15 protein-coding genes are annotated in these 16,068 nt (G+C 48.5%); 7 read left to right on the forward strand and 8 right to left on the reverse strand.

The window, feature by feature from the left end:
• Positions 1-44 precede the first annotated feature (44 nt).
• Complete coding sequence (locus G451_RS31045; RefSeq protein WP_169727925.1) at positions 45-1,085, reverse strand: DUF1848 domain-containing protein; 1,041 nt, start codon at positions 1,083-1,085, stop codon at positions 45-47.
• A gap of 133 nt (positions 1,086-1,218) precedes the next feature.
• Between G451_RS31045 and G451_RS31050 the strand changes: the two genes are divergently transcribed.
• From G451_RS31050 to G451_RS31060, 3 genes are all read left to right on the forward strand, one after another.
• On the forward strand, positions 1,219-1,620 hold the full coding sequence (locus tag G451_RS31050; protein WP_027185970.1) for a hypothetical protein: 402 nt from the start codon (positions 1,219-1,221) through the stop codon (positions 1,618-1,620).
• Positions 1,621-1,831: 211 nt separating this feature from the next.
• Complete coding sequence (locus G451_RS31055; RefSeq protein WP_051261772.1) at positions 1,832-2,074, forward strand: hypothetical protein; 243 nt, start codon at positions 1,832-1,834, stop codon at positions 2,072-2,074.
• A gap of 535 nt (positions 2,075-2,609) precedes the next feature.
• Positions 2,610-3,140, forward strand: coding sequence for a VPLPA-CTERM sorting domain-containing protein (locus tag G451_RS31060; RefSeq protein WP_156921762.1), 531 nt, complete (start codon positions 2,610-2,612; stop codon positions 3,138-3,140).
• Positions 3,141-3,462: 322 nt separating this feature from the next.
• Here the strand turns inward: G451_RS31060 and G451_RS0122200 are convergent, their stop codons facing one another.
• From G451_RS0122200 to hflK, 3 genes are read right to left on the reverse strand one after another with little or no spacing between them, the layout of a single operon-like run.
• Entirely contained in the window at positions 3,463-4,194 is a 732-nt protein-coding gene (locus tag G451_RS0122200; RefSeq protein WP_027185972.1) for an SPOR domain-containing protein, read from the reverse strand.
• 5 nt (positions 4,195-4,199) lie between these two features.
• The gene (gene hflC, locus G451_RS0122205; RefSeq protein WP_027185973.1) at positions 4,200-5,054 is read right to left on the reverse strand and encodes a protease modulator HflC; all 855 of its coding nucleotides are present in this window, start codon (positions 5,052-5,054) and stop codon (positions 4,200-4,202) included.
• 1 nt (position 5,055) lies between these two features.
• A complete protein-coding gene (gene hflK / locus G451_RS0122210; RefSeq protein WP_027185974.1) occupies positions 5,056-6,144 on the reverse strand; it encodes an FtsH protease activity modulator HflK in 1,089 nt (362 codons plus the stop codon).
• 93 nt (positions 6,145-6,237) lie between these two features.
• On the opposite strand from hflK, the gene G451_RS0122215 reads away from it, so the two are divergent.
• From G451_RS0122215 to G451_RS0122230, 4 genes are all read left to right on the forward strand, one after another.
• Positions 6,238-7,611 (forward strand): phosphomannomutase/phosphoglucomutase, encoded by a 1,374-nt coding sequence (locus tag G451_RS0122215; RefSeq protein ID WP_027185975.1) that lies wholly within the window; start codon positions 6,238-6,240, stop codon positions 7,609-7,611.
• 105 nt (positions 7,612-7,716) lie between these two features.
• Positions 7,717-8,946 (forward strand): efflux RND transporter periplasmic adaptor subunit, encoded by a 1,230-nt coding sequence (locus G451_RS0122220; protein WP_027185976.1) that lies wholly within the window; start codon positions 7,717-7,719, stop codon positions 8,944-8,946.
• A complete protein-coding gene (locus tag G451_RS0122225) occupies positions 8,946-9,653 on the forward strand; it encodes an ABC transporter ATP-binding protein (protein ID WP_027185977.1) in 708 nt (235 codons plus the stop codon). The genes G451_RS0122220 and G451_RS0122225 overlap by 1 nt, the downstream gene beginning before the upstream one ends.
• Entirely contained in the window at positions 9,650-10,912 is a 1,263-nt protein-coding gene (locus G451_RS0122230; RefSeq protein ID WP_027185978.1) for an ABC transporter permease, read from the forward strand. Before G451_RS0122225 ends, G451_RS0122230 begins: the two co-directional genes overlap by 4 nt.
• A 14-nt stretch (positions 10,913-10,926) precedes the next feature.
• Here the strand turns inward: G451_RS0122230 and cbiD are convergent, their stop codons facing one another.
• From cbiD to G451_RS33270, 4 genes are all read right to left on the reverse strand, one after another.
• Complete coding sequence (gene cbiD / locus G451_RS31065; protein WP_051261774.1) at positions 10,927-12,057, reverse strand: cobalt-precorrin-5B (C(1))-methyltransferase CbiD; 1,131 nt, start codon at positions 12,055-12,057, stop codon at positions 10,927-10,929.
• Positions 12,058-12,123: 66 nt separating this feature from the next.
• On the reverse strand, positions 12,124-13,983 hold the full coding sequence (locus G451_RS33260; RefSeq protein WP_084448719.1) for an ATP-binding protein: 1,860 nt from the start codon (positions 13,981-13,983) through the stop codon (positions 12,124-12,126).
• 97 nt (positions 13,984-14,080) lie between these two features.
• Positions 14,081-14,776, reverse strand: a complete 696-nt coding sequence (locus G451_RS33265) for a YjgN family protein (protein WP_027185979.1) — start codon at positions 14,774-14,776, stop codon at positions 14,081-14,083.
• Between the two features lie 24 nt (positions 14,777-14,800).
• On the reverse strand, positions 14,801-15,994 hold the full coding sequence (locus G451_RS33270; RefSeq protein WP_051261776.1) for a two-component system sensor histidine kinase NtrB: 1,194 nt from the start codon (positions 15,992-15,994) through the stop codon (positions 14,801-14,803).
• Between the last annotated feature and the right edge of the window lie 74 nt (positions 15,995-16,068).

The following is a 16,068-nucleotide window of genomic DNA, read 5'->3' on the forward strand; positions in this document are numbered from 1 at the left end:
GGGAAAGGGATGCCACTCTTTCATTGTCTGAACCAATCTACTTTTTAGGATTTTCTTGTGCACGGTTGGGCAAGGGGAAGAGGCAGTTGCCCTGAATTCACTTGACGTGCGGGGAGTGGCAACAAGCTTGTTCCGGTGGCCTTGTGACGTCGTCTGTTTGCTGCGGCGAGGTCAAAGTTTTTGACAGCGTAACAATAGGTACAACCGAACGTGCATGAATCATACATACCGATGTCTCGACTGGGGGCGCAACCGCATGATTTTCGTTGTCCCGGATCTTTGACTTTCGGCAACTTCACTCCGAACTCTTGCTCAATGAGACCACCATCGATACAGGCTCCCGGCTGAACACCGTCCGGGAGTAAACGATCACCCGAGGCACACATGGACATTGTCATGTTACACGTTTGGCTTATGGATGCGAGTTCGGCAAGCAGGGTGTTTTCTTCTGTAAAGGAGAGGGGGAGAGGACCAAAGCCATATCGACGGGCTTGCTCCATACGAGCACGGTTTTTGGTGTAATCTTGGAAGAAGCTGACAGTAACGTGCTGCGTACATCCTGAAAGTGCCTTTGCAAGACGACGAAAATGAGATCGGTGATTTTCCCATGTGAAGCGCTCTGTCACAATAATGGGATCATAGCGCCATACTATCCGGCCAGGGCCAATGATTTCAGCCAAACGTGCAATGGAGTCCAGACTTTTTTGCACAGACGGGCGGCACGGTTCTAAAAATCGTGGATAGCCGGTCACGGTGATGAGGAAGATAATGTTATGCCCCATTTGAAGAAACGCTGGAAGATAAGGGATAATCGGGGCTGGATAGCGTGTCCAAAACACGATGGCGTCTACATCTGTTGGAGTGAGGCTGACACGGCTTACCACCTTGATATTAAAGGGATTGGGGACGTCACAATACCCGGCATGAAGCCGGTTGTTTATCCAGGACGAGTAAAATGCCGGGATGTCCGTGCGGCGGCTGGCACTGATTATCATCGAAAGAGTGTTACGGATTTCATGAAAATTGCAATACTTGTTTGATATGCTCAGCAAAAGGGCTGGAGCAAAATCGATGTTTGTCATCATACGCATCAAACATCGACAGATTGTGATGAATTCGTGTATCCAAGAAGGACTGGAACTCCGCCCCTGTCAGGACTCAGGGTCGCGGTGTTTTTTGTGTTGGGATTATTGTTTCGTCAAGAACGAGGAGATATGCATGAGATCTGCTGTTGTGTTGGTATCCATTATGACGTTTCAGATTTCTGGCGTCATATTGTTGAGCCAATGGAGCTATGATCGAGTGAAACATACGCAACCTCTCGTATCCGGCATAATACATACGCGTTCTGTTCAAGCGATGACCTCTTCCCCATCTACAACTGCTCGTATTCCAATTGCACACGTATGGCGAGCGAGTAAGGAATACTATGCAGAGAAGGTTGAGGCGGTCATAGCAGAGCTCAATAACGAGGGGGACTTTCATCAGTTACCATTGGAGGAGCGACAGGCCAAGTTGGCGGAAATTTTTTTAACACGGGTTGTTGACGATACATTTTACCAGATGCCAGAGGATGAACAACGCGCTATCCAACACTATGTAACAGATCGCTACCGCTGAGAAGAGAGTACCGTGTTGGCTCACCGAAGAATTTGGAGAGTTGCTTCTTATAATAAAGCCGTGTAAGAAAAAAACATCTGAAAAGCGCATTGCGTTGTCAAAACCTTGCCAAGCTGGCGGAGAGACCCCATATTAAAAGAAAGGATTATGGCGTGCTTTCGCCTTGGTTGTTTGGCAAATAATCCTCCCACCTGTACCAAGGAGGAACCACATGGACGGACTCGTTCACTATCCCGATGCTATACCCACAGGGGGGGCGGGGCGTACGTTTGCCGGTGAGGCCGGGCATACCGTGGCCGGACACGCTGGGCATGTGGAGCCAGGACCTGCTGGACAGGTGAACACGTCTCCTGCAACCCAAGGGTTTAATGTCGAACCGGGAGGACACATAATGGTCGAACTTGGCGGTTATGTTGAAGTTCCACTCGGTGGTGTCGTCAATACACATATCTGATTTTATCTGCTGACGGTGGAGGGAGCACAATGTTCCTTCCACCGCTCGTTTTTCTTACCTCCGTATTTTCTCCGAAAATCATCTTTGTTTTTGTCTCTTTTCTCTCGTTACATTTCGTGTTGGGTCATCTCGATCTTTGGGAGACCCCTCATTCAGGTTGTAGTTCGCCTGGAGAAGGGTTTGGTACAGTGTTCATGTCTCTTGATGAGCTACTGTTCCACATATATTTTATTGTATTACGCATGGTATTCTCCAGAGAATATATTCTCAAGCTCGTTCACTCAATTGTCCAAATAAATCTGAATAACTCTTGTGATCGTATTACTTTTTGTATGGAAAATTTGGATTGATTGACTTTTGAGTTGTGTAATACTTTACTATTGTTATTTTTTAGAGTGGAATGTCTTTTGCTGTTATGCATTAGTTTGAGTTGCCTTTTTTGTTGACTGCATTGGTTCCAGTCAATTGCGCAATGAAGACAATAGATGAAATTGGTTGTGGATTCTCCATATTAAACGCTATTGAGAAGGACAATATGATGAAGAAATTATTCATGTGCTTGAGTGTCGTTATTGTATTTTTTTCTCTTGCGACATCAAGCTATGCATATATCGAAATTGATTATGATACGGGATGGTCCGGATCTTTTTATTGGAGAGACCTCGGCCAAATCGACCAGATCGGCAGTATTCCTGGAGGGGAAATATATTGGGGAATTGAATTGGATACAGCGTCCTATATTGACTTTGCGAGTGCATGGGATGGGTATATACCTGGAGATGAATTTGCTTTGTATATCGATGACTCGGCAGTCTCATGGGACACGACCTATACAGAAGGTAAGTACTTTCATGGGGAACTCTCCAATGTCCTCCTGGATGAAGGGACGCACACCTTTACACTCTATACAACGGCTTTAGCTCCTGGATATGAAGCTGGAAGCGCCTACGCTGAATTCTCAGGCTTTACCCCTGCCTCTGCTCCTCTTCCTGGAGCGGTTTGGCTGATGGGTTCAGGTCTCTTCGGAATCGGCTTTTTACGGAGACGAGTAGGGAAAGATTGCTAGAGTTAACATATTCGTAGAACACGTCAAAAGCCGAGGAAGTTGTCCTCGGCTTTTTTTTCGAATTCTGAGGGGTGGAATGTTTGTCTCGCCAAACATGCCGTTGTTTAATTGATTCGCTTTGTATGGGAATGTATTGCTGATTTTCGTGTTACGGAAAATTCTCAAATAGAAGTTCTAAGTGGTATGTGCAAGACTTCATTGAACTGAAAGCCGCACCTCTTTTCTTTTGGCCTTGTAAAAAATACTATGTGTTTTGTTATGCTCCCTATGAGCAATAACAAAATTTTGTTTCATATAAAAAACACGCTCGCAGTGTTTGGGGTTACGGAAGAGGCGTCTGGGTAACAAGTTTTGGCGTTGTTACGCCAATTTCAGACAGTTCGCTCAGCATCTCCGGTGTTGTTCCTTCAAGGGTGACGAGAACGCGATAATACGTTTTTCCATTGACATCAGACGGCTCAATTGTAGCGTTGTGCCCTCGGTCGGAAAGCATATCTCTCAAGCTCTTTGCATTGTCTTCATGAACAAATGCACTCACTTGGTATATGGAACGAAATCGTTGTACGTCGGTGTCAGGAGCGGGTTCAACGACAGGAGATGCTACGGCTGGTTCTTCTCTCGGACTATCCACCGGAGCAGGTTCAGAAACTTGGATTGGAGCGTTCTCCTGCATCGGTGCGGGAGCAACAGGAGCAGACGGGCGGGGTGGTACGGGGAGTGGAATGGCTTGACCTTGAGCCGGTGTCGGTGCGGTTTGCACGGGCATTGGTTCGATTGTCGCTTCATTGATGGTTTTTTCTGTTAAACCAGATTCCATGAGCGAATTGGATGGCAATTCGGGAGGAGTGCCCTGGGCCGGGCTGGCTTCTAGAGCCGGTTTGGCTGTATCGGCCGAGGCCCGACGCACAGGGGCGGGAGAGTCCACTGGAGTTGGAGCTCGTCCCAATATCTCCTCTTCAAAACCGTTATTCCAGTCGGCGCAACCTGCGATGAAGATTACGGTTGCGAGCAAGAAGAGAAGAGGAATACGATGGAAAACAGAAATCGTCTTCATACGTGTTAATGCATGTATTCAAAGAATTCGCTTGAAGGTGTTAGAACCATCTTGGCATTGTCCCTGAAGCTCTTTTTGTATGCATCCAGACTTTTCGTGAATGCATAGAATTCTTTGTCCTTATTATATGCTTCGGCATATATGGCTGCGGCTTGGGCATCTCCCTCACCACGCAGGATTTCAGATTTCCGACCGGCTTCGGCGAGGAGTACTGCCCGTTCCTTGTCTGCCGAGGACTTGATTTTTGCCATTTCTTCTCGTCCTTCCGAACGATAAAGTTTGGCTTGACGCTCTCGTTCGGCACGCATACGTCCGAAAATCGCGTTCTGGTTTTCTGGGGGCAGATCGGTGCGTTTAATCCGAACATCCACAATTTCAATGCCGAACGGAGTCAGAGCGGCATTCGATTTTTCTGTGACAAGCTCCATTATTTCAGCGCGTTTGCTCGAAACAATCTGCGCTAAAGTAAATTGTCCCAGAGCAACGCGGAGCTCCGCATAAATGATATCTTCAAGGCGGGCTTGAGCGCGGCTTACTGTGCGCAATGTCGTATAGAAGTCGAGCGGCTTCGTGATTTGCCATCTGGCATAATTGTCGACAACCATGGTTTTCTTATCTTTCGTCAATATTTCTGCTGCCTTGGCGTCATAGTCAAGGATGCGTGAGTCCATGTAGATGACGTTTTGAACGAAAGGCAATTTGAAGTGTAAACCCGGGCCACGGGCTCCACCAACAGGTTTGCCGAGCTGCAAGACAATGGCGCGCTGAGTCTGGTCAACGGTAAAGACACTTTGCGTAATGAGAACAATTGCCGCAAGTACAATAAGTAACAGGACAGAGGAGGATTTGAATATCGACATGCTACTGTCCTCCTTTTTGAGGCTGAACTCCGGCCGTTGGGGTCTGCGAGAACGTACTCAGCGGAAGCAGAGGAGTCGTTTTGCTCGCTGCATCCTGGCTGATAATCGTCTTTTCCACACCTTTGTTGCTCAAGATTTCTTCCATAGCCTCAAGGTAAAGACGTTTCCTCGTGACTTCCGGAGCTTTTTCGTACTCCGTCAGAAGAGCCAAGAAGCGTGCAGATTCACCTTGTGATTGGCGGACTTTTTGTTCTTTATATGCACGAGCCTGGTTGAGCATGGCTTCGGCTTGTCCGCGTGTTTTCGGGATGAGGTCGTTCAAGTACGCATCGGCCTCGTTAATATAACGAATTTTGTCCTCGCGGGCACTTGCCACATCTTTGAACGCGTCGACGACTTCTCGCGGCGGATGCACATCTTGAAGCTGAACCGCGACAACACTAATACCGGATTCGTACTTGTCGAGAATCGATTGCAAGAGTTTTTTGGTCTGGTTTTGAATTTCGAGTTTTCCCGTCGTGAGTACAGAATCGATTTTGTTATTGCCAATCACTTCGCGCATGGCAGCTTCTGCCGCGTTTTTCACGGTTTCGTCCTGTTGAGCGATGCGGAACAAATAATCCTGCGGATTTTTGATCTGGTATTGGACAATAAATTGGACGTCGACGATATTTTCATCGCCTGTCAACATGAGCGATTCTTCGGGCACAGGTCGAAATTGCGACACACTTGATCCTTCGCGTCCGCCAATGGTGCGAAACCCAACCTCAAAGCGCTGCACCTGAGAGACCGTCGGTGTCAGCACGCTTTCCACAGGGAAGGGGATATGGTAATGTGGACCCGGCCCTGTCAACCGGTTGAATGCACCGAATCGTTTTACCACGCCCATTTCGTCCGGTTGTACGATGTAAATCCCGCTAAGGAGCCAAAGCAGGATGAGTACCGGTACAATGAGCTTCGCGCCACCAGGAAATCTTCCAGGAATATCCTTGAATTTTTTGAACTCATCGCCGATTTTGTTCAAGTCCGGCGGAGTTGGTGGCGCGTTCCTTTGCCGCTTTTCGTTCAGTTTGTCCCAGTCCCAATTCATAATACGTGGGAAGTAGACCGAGTCTTCCACTTGGTCAAGGGGTCCGTTCATTGTTTAGTTCGCATTCGTTGTGATGCATTCCGGGAGAAACGTATGAAAACCGACCTCTATTCCGTATTTCGAGCCTATGATATTCGCGGAAAAGTTGACATCGATTTTGATCTTGATGTGGTTACTCGCCTTGGAAAAGCCATAGGAACATATTTTTGTAATCATGGTGTAGACCGAGCTGTTGTCGGTCGCGATTGTCGTTTGAGCTCTCCGGATTATGCGGCTTGCCTGGTCGATGGGCTTCGGCAATGTGGTGTGCATGTCATTTCTCTTGGACTCGTTCCAACACCATTATTGTATTTTGCTGTACAATATTTCGGCCTGAAGGCGGGCGTCATGGTGACAGCCAGTCATAATCCGCCTCAATACAACGGATTTAAAATATGGTTCGGTCATGGCACGTTGCATTCCGATGAGTTGTCTTCCATCGGCGACATCATGCGTAAAGACCGATTCACCCACGGTACCGGTATCGTGAGCACACATGATATTCGTCCTGCTTACCTTGATGTTTTACAAAAAAATTTTGGTCGCTTCGACCGTAATGGAAGACCTCGCGTTGTGCTTGATGGAGGGAATGGAGCCGGAGGACTTGTGGCTGCAGCAGCCTTACGACAGGCAGGAATTGATGTCACTGAGCTATACTGTCAGCCGGACGGTCGATTCCCGAACCATCACCCTGACCCTGTTGTAGAAGCAAATATCGGAGACCTCAAAAAACGTGTTGTTTCCGAGAACGCAATATGTGGTCTTGGCCTTGACGGTGATGCCGATCGATTGGGCGTCGTGGATGAAAATGGAGCGTATGTTTCATGTGATCGTATTCTTGCCATATACGCACGGGAATTGCTTGCAACACATCCGGGAAGCCGAATTGCTGCCGATGTGAAGTGTAGTCGTCTTGTTTTCGACGATATCACACGGCACGGAGGAGAACCCCTGATGACTCCGTCAGGGCATTCTTTCGTAAAAGAACATATGCGTCGAACCGGGGCGATTCTTGGCGGCGAACTTGCCGGACATTTTTATTTTGCCGATCGCTATTTCGGGTTTGATGACGGCATATACGCTGCACTTCGCCTTGTTGAAATTCTCTGTGCGCATCCGGAAAAATCATTGTCCGGTTGGCTCGATGATTGGCCTGAAACATGGACGACACCTGAAATACGAATACCGTGTCCGGAGACAAAACAGCATGAGATTATCGAAAAGGCCCGACGGTTCTTTCAAGGCCATTATGATATCGTCGACATTGATGGCCTGCGACTTGAGTTTTTCGATGGATTTGCACTCATACGTGCTTCGAATACACAACCTGAAATAACAATGCGGTTTGAAGCCGGAACGCAAGAACGGTTACACACCATACGAAAGCGTGTTGAGGAGCCTTTGTCGGAGTGGCTTCAAAGTCTGTAATGCATCGATACACGACGCCTCCATTCGTATAGCGCGCTGTTGTAATGCTAGCTTGGACTTTTTGGAGGCCTTTGGTCGATTCGAATTGAGGAGAGAAAGAACAGCATGCGGAAAAGAAAATGGATGCTCATGTCCATTATCATTATTGGTATTGCTGGCATTGCGTATTGGTCATTGCGATCTGGTGTGCAACCGATTCGCGTTCTTGAGACAGCTGAAGTGCGGCGCGGCAATATTCGAAAAGTATTGGAAGCGACAGGCATTGTGCAGGCCCAAGTTGGTGCGATTGTCAAAATCGGGGCAAGAGCAACAGGCTCTATCGATGAAATGCGTGTCAAAGTGGGAGATCCGGTTCAAAAAGGCGAAGTCATCGCCTTGATCGATGATCGGGAACAGCTTGCCCAACTTGATGTGTCTAAGGCTCGTCTTGAAAGCGCCAAAGCAGAACAAGGTCGCGTCGAGACAGTTTATCCCAAGCGCATTGCAGAAGCTGAAGCACAGTTGCGTCTGGCCGAAGCGGAGGAAGAATATGCTCGGCTCACCCTGAAACGGCAAGCTCAACTGTATGCGAAGAAACTTGTTGCAAAAGATGTTTATGATGCGGCCTCACGCGATGCGTTGGTGAAAGCGAGTCAAGTGAGCGCTCGACGAGCCAGCGCTGAATTGTTGAAAACTGAATTTGAAAAAGAACGTATCAAAGCGAAACGAAATGTCGACGAAGCCCGTGCCACTTTGTCCACACGTAACACGCAACTTTCGTATACCCGCATTGTCAGTCCGATTGAAGGAGTGGTCAGTCAGGTAACGATTCAAGAAGGCGAAACCGTTGTTGCCGGACTGCAGGTCGCGAACCTTATTACCGTTATTGATCCAACAAAGCTGGAAATGTGGATTTATGTCGATGAAACCGATGTCGGACAGGTGAAACCGGGACAAGCTGTAGAGTTTCAGGTGGATGCATATCCGGACACCGTTTTTCAAGGGGCTGTCGAGCTGATTTATCCTCAGCCAGAAATTCGTGATAATATCGTCTATTACAAAGCATTGGTTCCCGTGAGCATAGAGCAGGCTGAAAGGCTGCGTCCGGAAATGACGACACAGTGTCGTATCGTCGTTCAGCAGCTCGACGACGTGCTTGTTATCCCGAATACAGCATTGAAGTGGGTTCAGGGCACGCAGGTAGTCTATGGTGTCAATAACGATGGCAGCGTTGTTCAACTTCATCCCGAGCTTGGTTTAGCTGGATTGCGGGAAACCGAAGTTGTTTCTGGTCTTGAAGAAGGACAAACTGTGGCTGTTCAGGTCGTCTTGCCGGCAAAACAAGGAAAAAAATAATGGCGCTGTCATATTCCGGGCAGGACAATGCGCTTGTTTCCATGAAGGACATCGAAAAGGTGTATTTTCGTGGTGATCTTCAGTTACCTGTCTTGAAAGGCGTCAATTTGGAATTGCAACGGGGCGAATTCGTTGCGTTGCAGGGCCCATCCGGTTCGGGGAAGTCCACAGTGCTCCATATTATGGGGCTGCTCGACCGACCGACAGCAGGACAATATTTTCTTGCTGGCCATGATGTCTCGGCATTGCATGATGATGATGCTTCCCGTTTACGTGGCCGGATGCTCGGGTTTGTCTTTCAAAGTTTCTATCTTATTCCGTATGCAACGGCTTTGGATAATGTGTTGCTCCCTGGACTCTATGCTGAAACAGACCAAGATATCTTAAACGAACGGGCTCGCCAGTTACTCGCCGATGTCGGGCTTGCCGATCATTTTTCCAGCAAACCTTCACAATTGTCAGGAGGACAGCAGCAGCGTGTCGCCTTAGCTCGCGCTTTAGTCAACGATCCCGAATTGATTCTTGCGGATGAACCGACAGGGCAACTCGACTCCGTCACCAGTCGAGAAATCATGTCGATTCTTCAGGAAATTAATCAAATTGGTAAAACCATCGTTGTCGTTACACACGATGAAGCAACAGCGGCCTATGCCTCGCGTCGTATTTTTGTCCGCGACGGTCAAGTCAGTGAGGTTGGGCCTGAATGAGTCTGTTTTCCCACGCATTATTGAGTCTGCGCCTTGTCGGCCGCATCCAAATGTCGGCGCTGGCTGCGGTCAAAGCATTTATTCTGCGTGGGATATTCGTTGTTTCGGCTGTAGCTCTTGGCATTGCTGCATTGACGGTCATTGTGGCTGCTGTAGATGGTGGACGAAAAAAAGCACTGGAAATCGTGGATTGGTTTGGCCCGGATGCGGCTTTTGTTTTGGGTGGAGATATTCGAAATCGTCCCGTTGGGCAGCGCGTGCTCACGTTAAGTTGGGCTGATGCCGAACGTATCGCCCAGTCGTTACCGGGGGCGTATAAAGTCCTACCCATGCGGGCTAAATTTGGATTACGTGTCAAGGCGGGCAATACTTCCGCGGATCTCCCTACTCTGGTTGGAGCAACGGAAAATTATGGATCGGCCTGGAACTGGCCATTGGTTGAAGGACGAGATTTGACCCGCGAGGATGTTGAACGCGGGGCCAAAGTTGCATTAATCGGTGACGAGACGGCACGCAATATATTTGGCCAGACGTCGCCTATCGGTCAAATCGTTCGAGTTGGCGACCTGGCTGTCCGCATAGTCGGAAGACTGGCCTATCGTGGTGTTTCCGGTGGTGGCGGAGGGCAATCCGTCGATGATCGCATGGTTATTCCTCTCACGACTCTGACACAACGGTTTAATATGGATCGACAGTATTTCCGGGCACTACGCGTCAAATTTTATGATCCGTCCCGTATGGCGGATCATGTAGAAAACTTGCGCGCTCTGCTGCGGCATAACCACCATTTGCAGGATGGGGAGGATGACGACTTTACGATTCTGACTGCACAGGAGATATTGAAGTTTTTGACGATGTTTACCGGCGGGCTCGTGGTGTTTCTTGGCATCACGGCGACCGTCGCCATTTTTGTGGGGGGATTTGTGTTGGCCAACCTCATGTATCTCAGTGTGAGTGAACGCAAGCAGGAAATAGGTTTGCGCAAAGCGGTCGGCGCGACGAGGTTTGCCATTACCATACAGTTTTTGAGCGAAGCGGTGTATTTGACTCTTTTGGGTTCCTTCTGTGGAATTGGACTCGGGATTGCCATTGCTGAGCTATTGACGCGTACGGGCCAAATAGAGATCGTTCTTTCAACAAAAATTTTTGTGCTCTCTACGCTTTCTTCCGTACTTATTGCTATCGCATTCGGTCTCAAACCTGCCCGGCAAGCCGCTGCCATGAACCCTATAGAGGCGTTACGCGGTGGGGGAGACTAGGGAGGCATTCTTCCTCAAACGTTTATTGTATGCTCCTTTGGTACGGCGTCGCTTTCCCACAGAATAGTACCGTCGAAATCAAAGACGTGAAGCCGTTTCGGAAGGGGAGAGAGCGTCGTAAGAAATGCCAGCGCGGACTGACCTATGGTATCGATGAAATGAGATGCTTCAGCGCAACCTGCAACGAGTTCCAGCACATGGCGTGCCGTAACAGCAGTTTCAATGCGTCGGGTTATTTCTTCAGGAATTCCACACTGTAGAGCGGTCTTCGCTATGGCAGAGAAGTCAATATGAGAGACGTGTGCATGTGTATGAGCGTATTGTTGACTGATTTTGACGAGCTTGCCAAAAAACAGACCGAAGACCATGTCATGAAAACCTGCGCGAGTCACAGCAGAGACGGTATGTCCAACATAGTCGGCCATATGGACGTACGCAATGGCGGGAGCGTGAGGGTTGCGATTTCTGAGGAATCGTTCGGATTTTCGGCCTGTGGTGAGAAAGATAGTGGTGATGCCTTGAGCTCGAGCAACGGATAGACTTTCGTCAATGGCGGCTTTCCAGGCTTCGCTACTGTACGGCACGACAATACCTGATGTTCCGAGAATAGAAATCCCTCCCACGATGCCTAGCCGAGGATTTAAGGTCTTTTGAGCAATCGTTTCACCATCTTCAACTTCAATGACAAGACGCAAGCCTGGCAGTGTGGGGCTCACTTCGGCAACAGCACGTTTGATTTGTGCCAACGGCGCAGGGTTAATCGCGGCGTGCCCGACAGGAACAGGGAGGCCGGGTAACGTGACACGACCGACTCCACGACCACCTTCGACAATGATATCGCAGGGTTGAGTATGGTTTATGCGACTGGCTCGACAGGATATCCGTGCCCGGTGTGTTGCATCCGGGTCATCGCCTCCATCTTTGATGACCAATGCGGCACTTTCTTCCTGGCTGATGGCCCAGACACGTGCAAGGGGGATGTCGAGTCTCGTTGTATCGTCCAGAGGTGCTCCCGGTGGAACCGGTATATTGACGGATGTGCAGGAGTGACCAAAGACAAGGTGTATGATGGCGGCTTTGGCCGCAGCTGCAGCCGCCGATCCTGTCGTGAAGCCTTGGCGCAAAGTGGACGAATTATATTTCATGGTGGCAATTTTGCAGAAGCTTATCCTCAGCACTTTGAGCGATGACGGTGGATTTCTACGCGGGGATTATTGCATGGAAGGAAGTGTCACGGTGAAAATAGTTCCTTCGCCGGGTGTTGATTGCACCTTGATCGTCCCGTTGTAGTGTTCGACAATACCTCGGCAAATGGCCAATCCCAGACCGGTTCCGGAAGGTTTGTCTTCGAGTGTGTCGCGCTCAACCTGACGAAACGTTTCAAAGATAGAGTCGAGATATTCTGGAGGAATGCCAACACCAGTATCGGCAATTTCAACATGAAGGGTGCCATTCTGCGCTTTGGCCTCAATCGTGACGGAGCCTTCTTTCGTAAATTTACAGGCGTTGTCGAGCAAATTGATAAGCATCTGTTCAAATCGATCGGGATCAATAAGGATTGTCGGTAAATTCTTCGCAATGCGGATGTCGAGATCGACATCGGGTTTATTGTCAAATTGAGTGCGTACAGCCGAGGCCGCACTCAGGATCGACACCTCCGGGGTCACAGGTCGGTCCCTCCACTGCATACGCCCGGCTTCGATTTTCGATAAATCCAACATGTCATCGATGAGTCGTGACAAGCGTGCTCCTTCGCTTTCAATAATAGACAAATTCGCTTTGATGCGAGTGGCTTTGCTATGGAGTCGTCTGTCGCTTGCAACACTGGAAAGGAAATACCGATCAAGATCTCTATCCACGAGCTTGGCAAATCCCCGTATGGACGTCAGAGGGGTGCGGAGTTCATGAGAAACCGATGAGACCATCATGGACTTCAATGCATCCATGGCTCGCAGACGTTCATTCGCGGCTTCGAGTTCTTCGGCCTTGTGACGGAGATCCTTTGTTCGTTCGAGAACAATGCCTTCAAGTTTACGGTTGATATGGGCGAGTTCGGATTGGGCATTCTTTCGTCGACTGATTTCATGCTCCAGTTTTCTATTGGAGGAGGTCAATCGCTCTGTAGCTTGCCGAACTTTTCGTCTGAGTTGCCAGTTCCATAATGCCACGAAGAAAAAGGCGAGAATAAACCCCAAGCCGATAAGCACGGCTTTATCCCAAGGGAAAAAGATATCCGCTCCACCGGTATGGTTGCGACTTCCAAGTTGACCTCCTCTTTTGAGACGTTGGCTATCAATAGCGGTATTGAGGCGATCGAGAAGAACGGTCCTCCCTTGTTTTACTGCCGCTGCGATGGGAAGGATGAGAACCGGGGCACTCGTGTGGTGGAAGGAGGTTTCCAATTGTTCGGGGGAAAAGTGCAGCTTGGCTAATGCCAAAGGAGAGCAGAAAGCCTGGATTTCACCTTGTTCGGCAGCTGCGTACAATTCTTTTGCGCTGTTGAAATGAACAACGGTAAAATTGACGTTGCCCTGCGCTTTGATCTCTCTGGCAATTGGCATGGAGTCTATAACACCGACGTGGAGTCCAGCGACATCGTGGAGTCCGGTAATCAGGCCTAGGCCTGCTTGGTAAAAGAGATATATATCAATATGATGATAACTTTTTGTTAATGTCAGCCCTGGAAGAAGGGGAGAACCGATAACGGGGGAAACAAAATCGGCGCGGTCTTCAAGAACATCGTGCTGTGCGTTTTGAAGCGAATCGAATAAGTAAATGAGTTCAAATTGTTGAGTTTTGAGAGCTCTACGCCAGAATCCGAGATTGGAGCCGTCGGGAAGCCCCTGTTCGTTGATGAATTGCAAAGGGTAAATATTGTCTGGGCCGGACATGACAAGATGATCTTGCGCCGTAGCTCGACATGGCAACACGCATAGCCAAATCAGGCAAAAAGAAACAAAGGCATGGAGTTTGAAAGACATTGCGACCATTTGGAATGTTGAAAGATGGAATAGTCTGCATTGTCTAACAATTTTGAGACGATACGTGACCTGGTCAGCTCTCGTCGTCACTGTGAATCTCCAAAGTACCCACACGACCAATACGAGTTGCTTGGTCAAGAGGTAGCCTTCCTTTTAGAGCAACGCAAGTGAAAGAAGTGCGATATCTTTATGAAATTTGGTCGCATTCAATATGCGTCGAAGCAACGAACCACTTGGTCAACCATAGCCATACCCAGGGTATTGTCACGATAAAAATTGAGCCGAGAAGCGCGACAAGAGAACGCCAAAGAACTTCATGCCCTCGACCGGTAAAGACGAATGTCATATTGGGAGCGTCTATATTTCTGAGGACCCATCGAATGATGGCGGCATTGACCCAAGCCCACCCAATGATGGTAAAAATTGAAATGATGCTGAGAATCATCCATCCAATAAATGGTATAGCTCCACCACGAAAACGCAACGCAATGGTATCGTCAAGACGCGTATGACTTATGTACCACTTTAAAATACCCCAGGTGAAAAGTTGGACAATGATGAACAGTCCAAAACCGAGTAGAATCGTTGCCGGGTCAAACTGATCTGAGGTTTCCTGTTGAGCGGCGCCTTGGGCGAGGCCTCTAACGAAGTTCGCGAGGGTGAATCCCGCCATGAGTAACCATACATTTGCAGGACGTCCTTCAAGGGAAAAACGTCGTCCGTCACTTGTGACAGTGTTATTATTGAACCAGCGATAAAATGGAACCATCCCCCAGGCCGTTGTGACTATAGGAATAGTAGTGAGAATAAGCCACAGTCCCTTTAACAGTGCATCAATTGCCGTGCCTTCAAAACGCAGGTTAACAATGCGTGAAGTCTTCATAATGAACTCCTCCGGAAGTTGGTGTCACGGATTCGGTCGATTTGGTGGCTGTTTCAGAGGGAGTGTCACAACAACATGTGTTCCTTCGTTTTCTGACGTCGTGAACAGGATATCACCATGATGGGCATGTGCGATAAGCTTGGCGCTATAGGTTCCGAGGCCGGTGCCTCCAGATTTGCCACTGGTGACATAGCGTTCAAAAAAACGTTCGCGAATGTCTTCTGGGACTGTCCCTTGGTTATGAATATCAATATGGACATTTGGGTTACGGCACGACACGGAGATCGTTACAATTTCGTTTGCCGGAGATGCTTCGAGTGCGTTTTTCACAAGGTTATCGATCATTGAACGTATGAGGTGCTCTTCGGCATCAATGAGAAATTCTTCATTGAAGTCCATCGGGTGAGTGTTCAGCAGATGACGTCGAACAATGTTTTTCTTTTCCGCCGGTTCATGCAGCTCAAGATCAACACTTTTGATAACCTGGATAAGGTTGACGGGTTTCGGTGCGAGTTCGTACGTATTTTCTTCCATTTTAAAAATATCGCGCGATAAGCTGAGGCGGTTGAGCAGGTCCTTCGACATGTCGTAGATCATGGTGGCCCACTCATTCTCACGGTCACTGAGGTTGTCACTTTTCAGGAGAAGTTTGGCAAAACCACCGATCCCGATAAGCGGAGACTTGAGATCATGGCGAACAACGCGTTGCACATCTTCATTGAGTCGTTCCAAGCGCTTACGTTCGGAAATGTCGCGAATAATGCCAGCGAAAAAAATTCCTTTATTTGTTGTCCACGTCGATAAAGACAGTTCAAGAGGGAATTCATTTCCGTTTTTACGCAATCCTTCCACCTCTACCGTATTGCCAATATGGTGTGGTTCGCCCGTTTTCAAGTAGCGTTCAATGCCGTCATCATGGCGCTGTTGATATCGCTGGGGCATGAGGATGGAAGACGGTTTCCCGAGGATTTCATCTTCGGTGTAGCCAAAAATTTTTTTTGCGGCATTGTTCCAGAACGTGATGTCACCTTTGACATCCGTCACGATAATAGCATCGACGGCTGTTTCTGAAACAAATCTGAATTTTTCTTCGCTATCGCGGAGTTTGGCCTCCATAGCCAGGCATTGACGTCGCAAATGCTCGATGTCACGCTCTTGGTCAATGACGAGAAGTTCTGGGTCTTGCTGGGGACTGGGGAAAGCCATTTCATCATGCATGGTCATTCTGTGTTTTTGTGGTTATGTATCATCATAACCTAATTCTTTTTGTTCAGTGTGTCATAGCGTTTTAA

The sequence above is a fragment of the Desulfovibrio inopinatus DSM 10711 genome (assembly GCF_000429305.1).
Taxonomy (GTDB): Bacteria; Desulfobacterota; Desulfovibrionia; order Desulfovibrionales; family Desulfovibrionaceae; genus Alteridesulfovibrio; species Alteridesulfovibrio inopinatus.

Excerpts from the sequence above, each read along its gene's own strand:
- G451_RS31045 (WP_169727925.1), bottom strand. The coding sequence starts at position 1,085 with ATGATGACAAACATCGATTTTGCTCCAGCCCTTTTGCTGAGCATATCA.
- G451_RS31050 (WP_027185970.1), top strand. The coding sequence starts at position 1,219 with ATGAGATCTGCTGTTGTGTTGGTATCCATTATGACGTTTCAGATTTCT.
- G451_RS0122200 (WP_027185972.1), bottom strand. The coding sequence starts at position 4,194 with ATGAAGACGATTTCTGTTTTCCATCGTATTCCTCTTCTCTTCTTGCTC.
- G451_RS0122230 (WP_027185978.1), top strand. The coding sequence starts at position 9,650 with ATGAGTCTGTTTTCCCACGCATTATTGAGTCTGCGCCTTGTCGGCCGC.
- G451_RS0122215 (WP_027185975.1), top strand. The coding sequence starts at position 6,238 with ATGAAAACCGACCTCTATTCCGTATTTCGAGCCTATGATATTCGCGGA.
- hflC (WP_027185973.1), bottom strand. The coding sequence starts at position 5,054 with ATGTCGATATTCAAATCCTCCTCTGTCCTGTTACTTATTGTACTTGCG.
- hflK (WP_027185974.1), bottom strand. The coding sequence starts at position 6,144 with ATGAATTGGGACTGGGACAAACTGAACGAAAAGCGGCAAAGGAACGCG.
- G451_RS31060 (WP_156921762.1), top strand. The coding sequence starts at position 2,610 with ATGATGAAGAAATTATTCATGTGCTTGAGTGTCGTTATTGTATTTTTT.
- G451_RS31055 (WP_051261772.1), top strand. The coding sequence starts at position 1,832 with ATGGACGGACTCGTTCACTATCCCGATGCTATACCCACAGGGGGGGCG.
- G451_RS0122225 (WP_027185977.1), top strand. The coding sequence starts at position 8,946 with ATGGCGCTGTCATATTCCGGGCAGGACAATGCGCTTGTTTCCATGAAG.
- G451_RS33265 (WP_027185979.1), bottom strand. The coding sequence starts at position 14,776 with ATGAAGACTTCACGCATTGTTAACCTGCGTTTTGAAGGCACGGCAATT.
- G451_RS0122220 (WP_027185976.1), top strand. The coding sequence starts at position 7,717 with ATGCGGAAAAGAAAATGGATGCTCATGTCCATTATCATTATTGGTATT.
- cbiD (WP_051261774.1), bottom strand. The coding sequence starts at position 12,057 with ATGAAATATAATTCGTCCACTTTGCGCCAAGGCTTCACGACAGGATCG.
- G451_RS33270 (WP_051261776.1), bottom strand. The coding sequence starts at position 15,994 with ATGCATGATGAAATGGCTTTCCCCAGTCCCCAGCAAGACCCAGAACTT.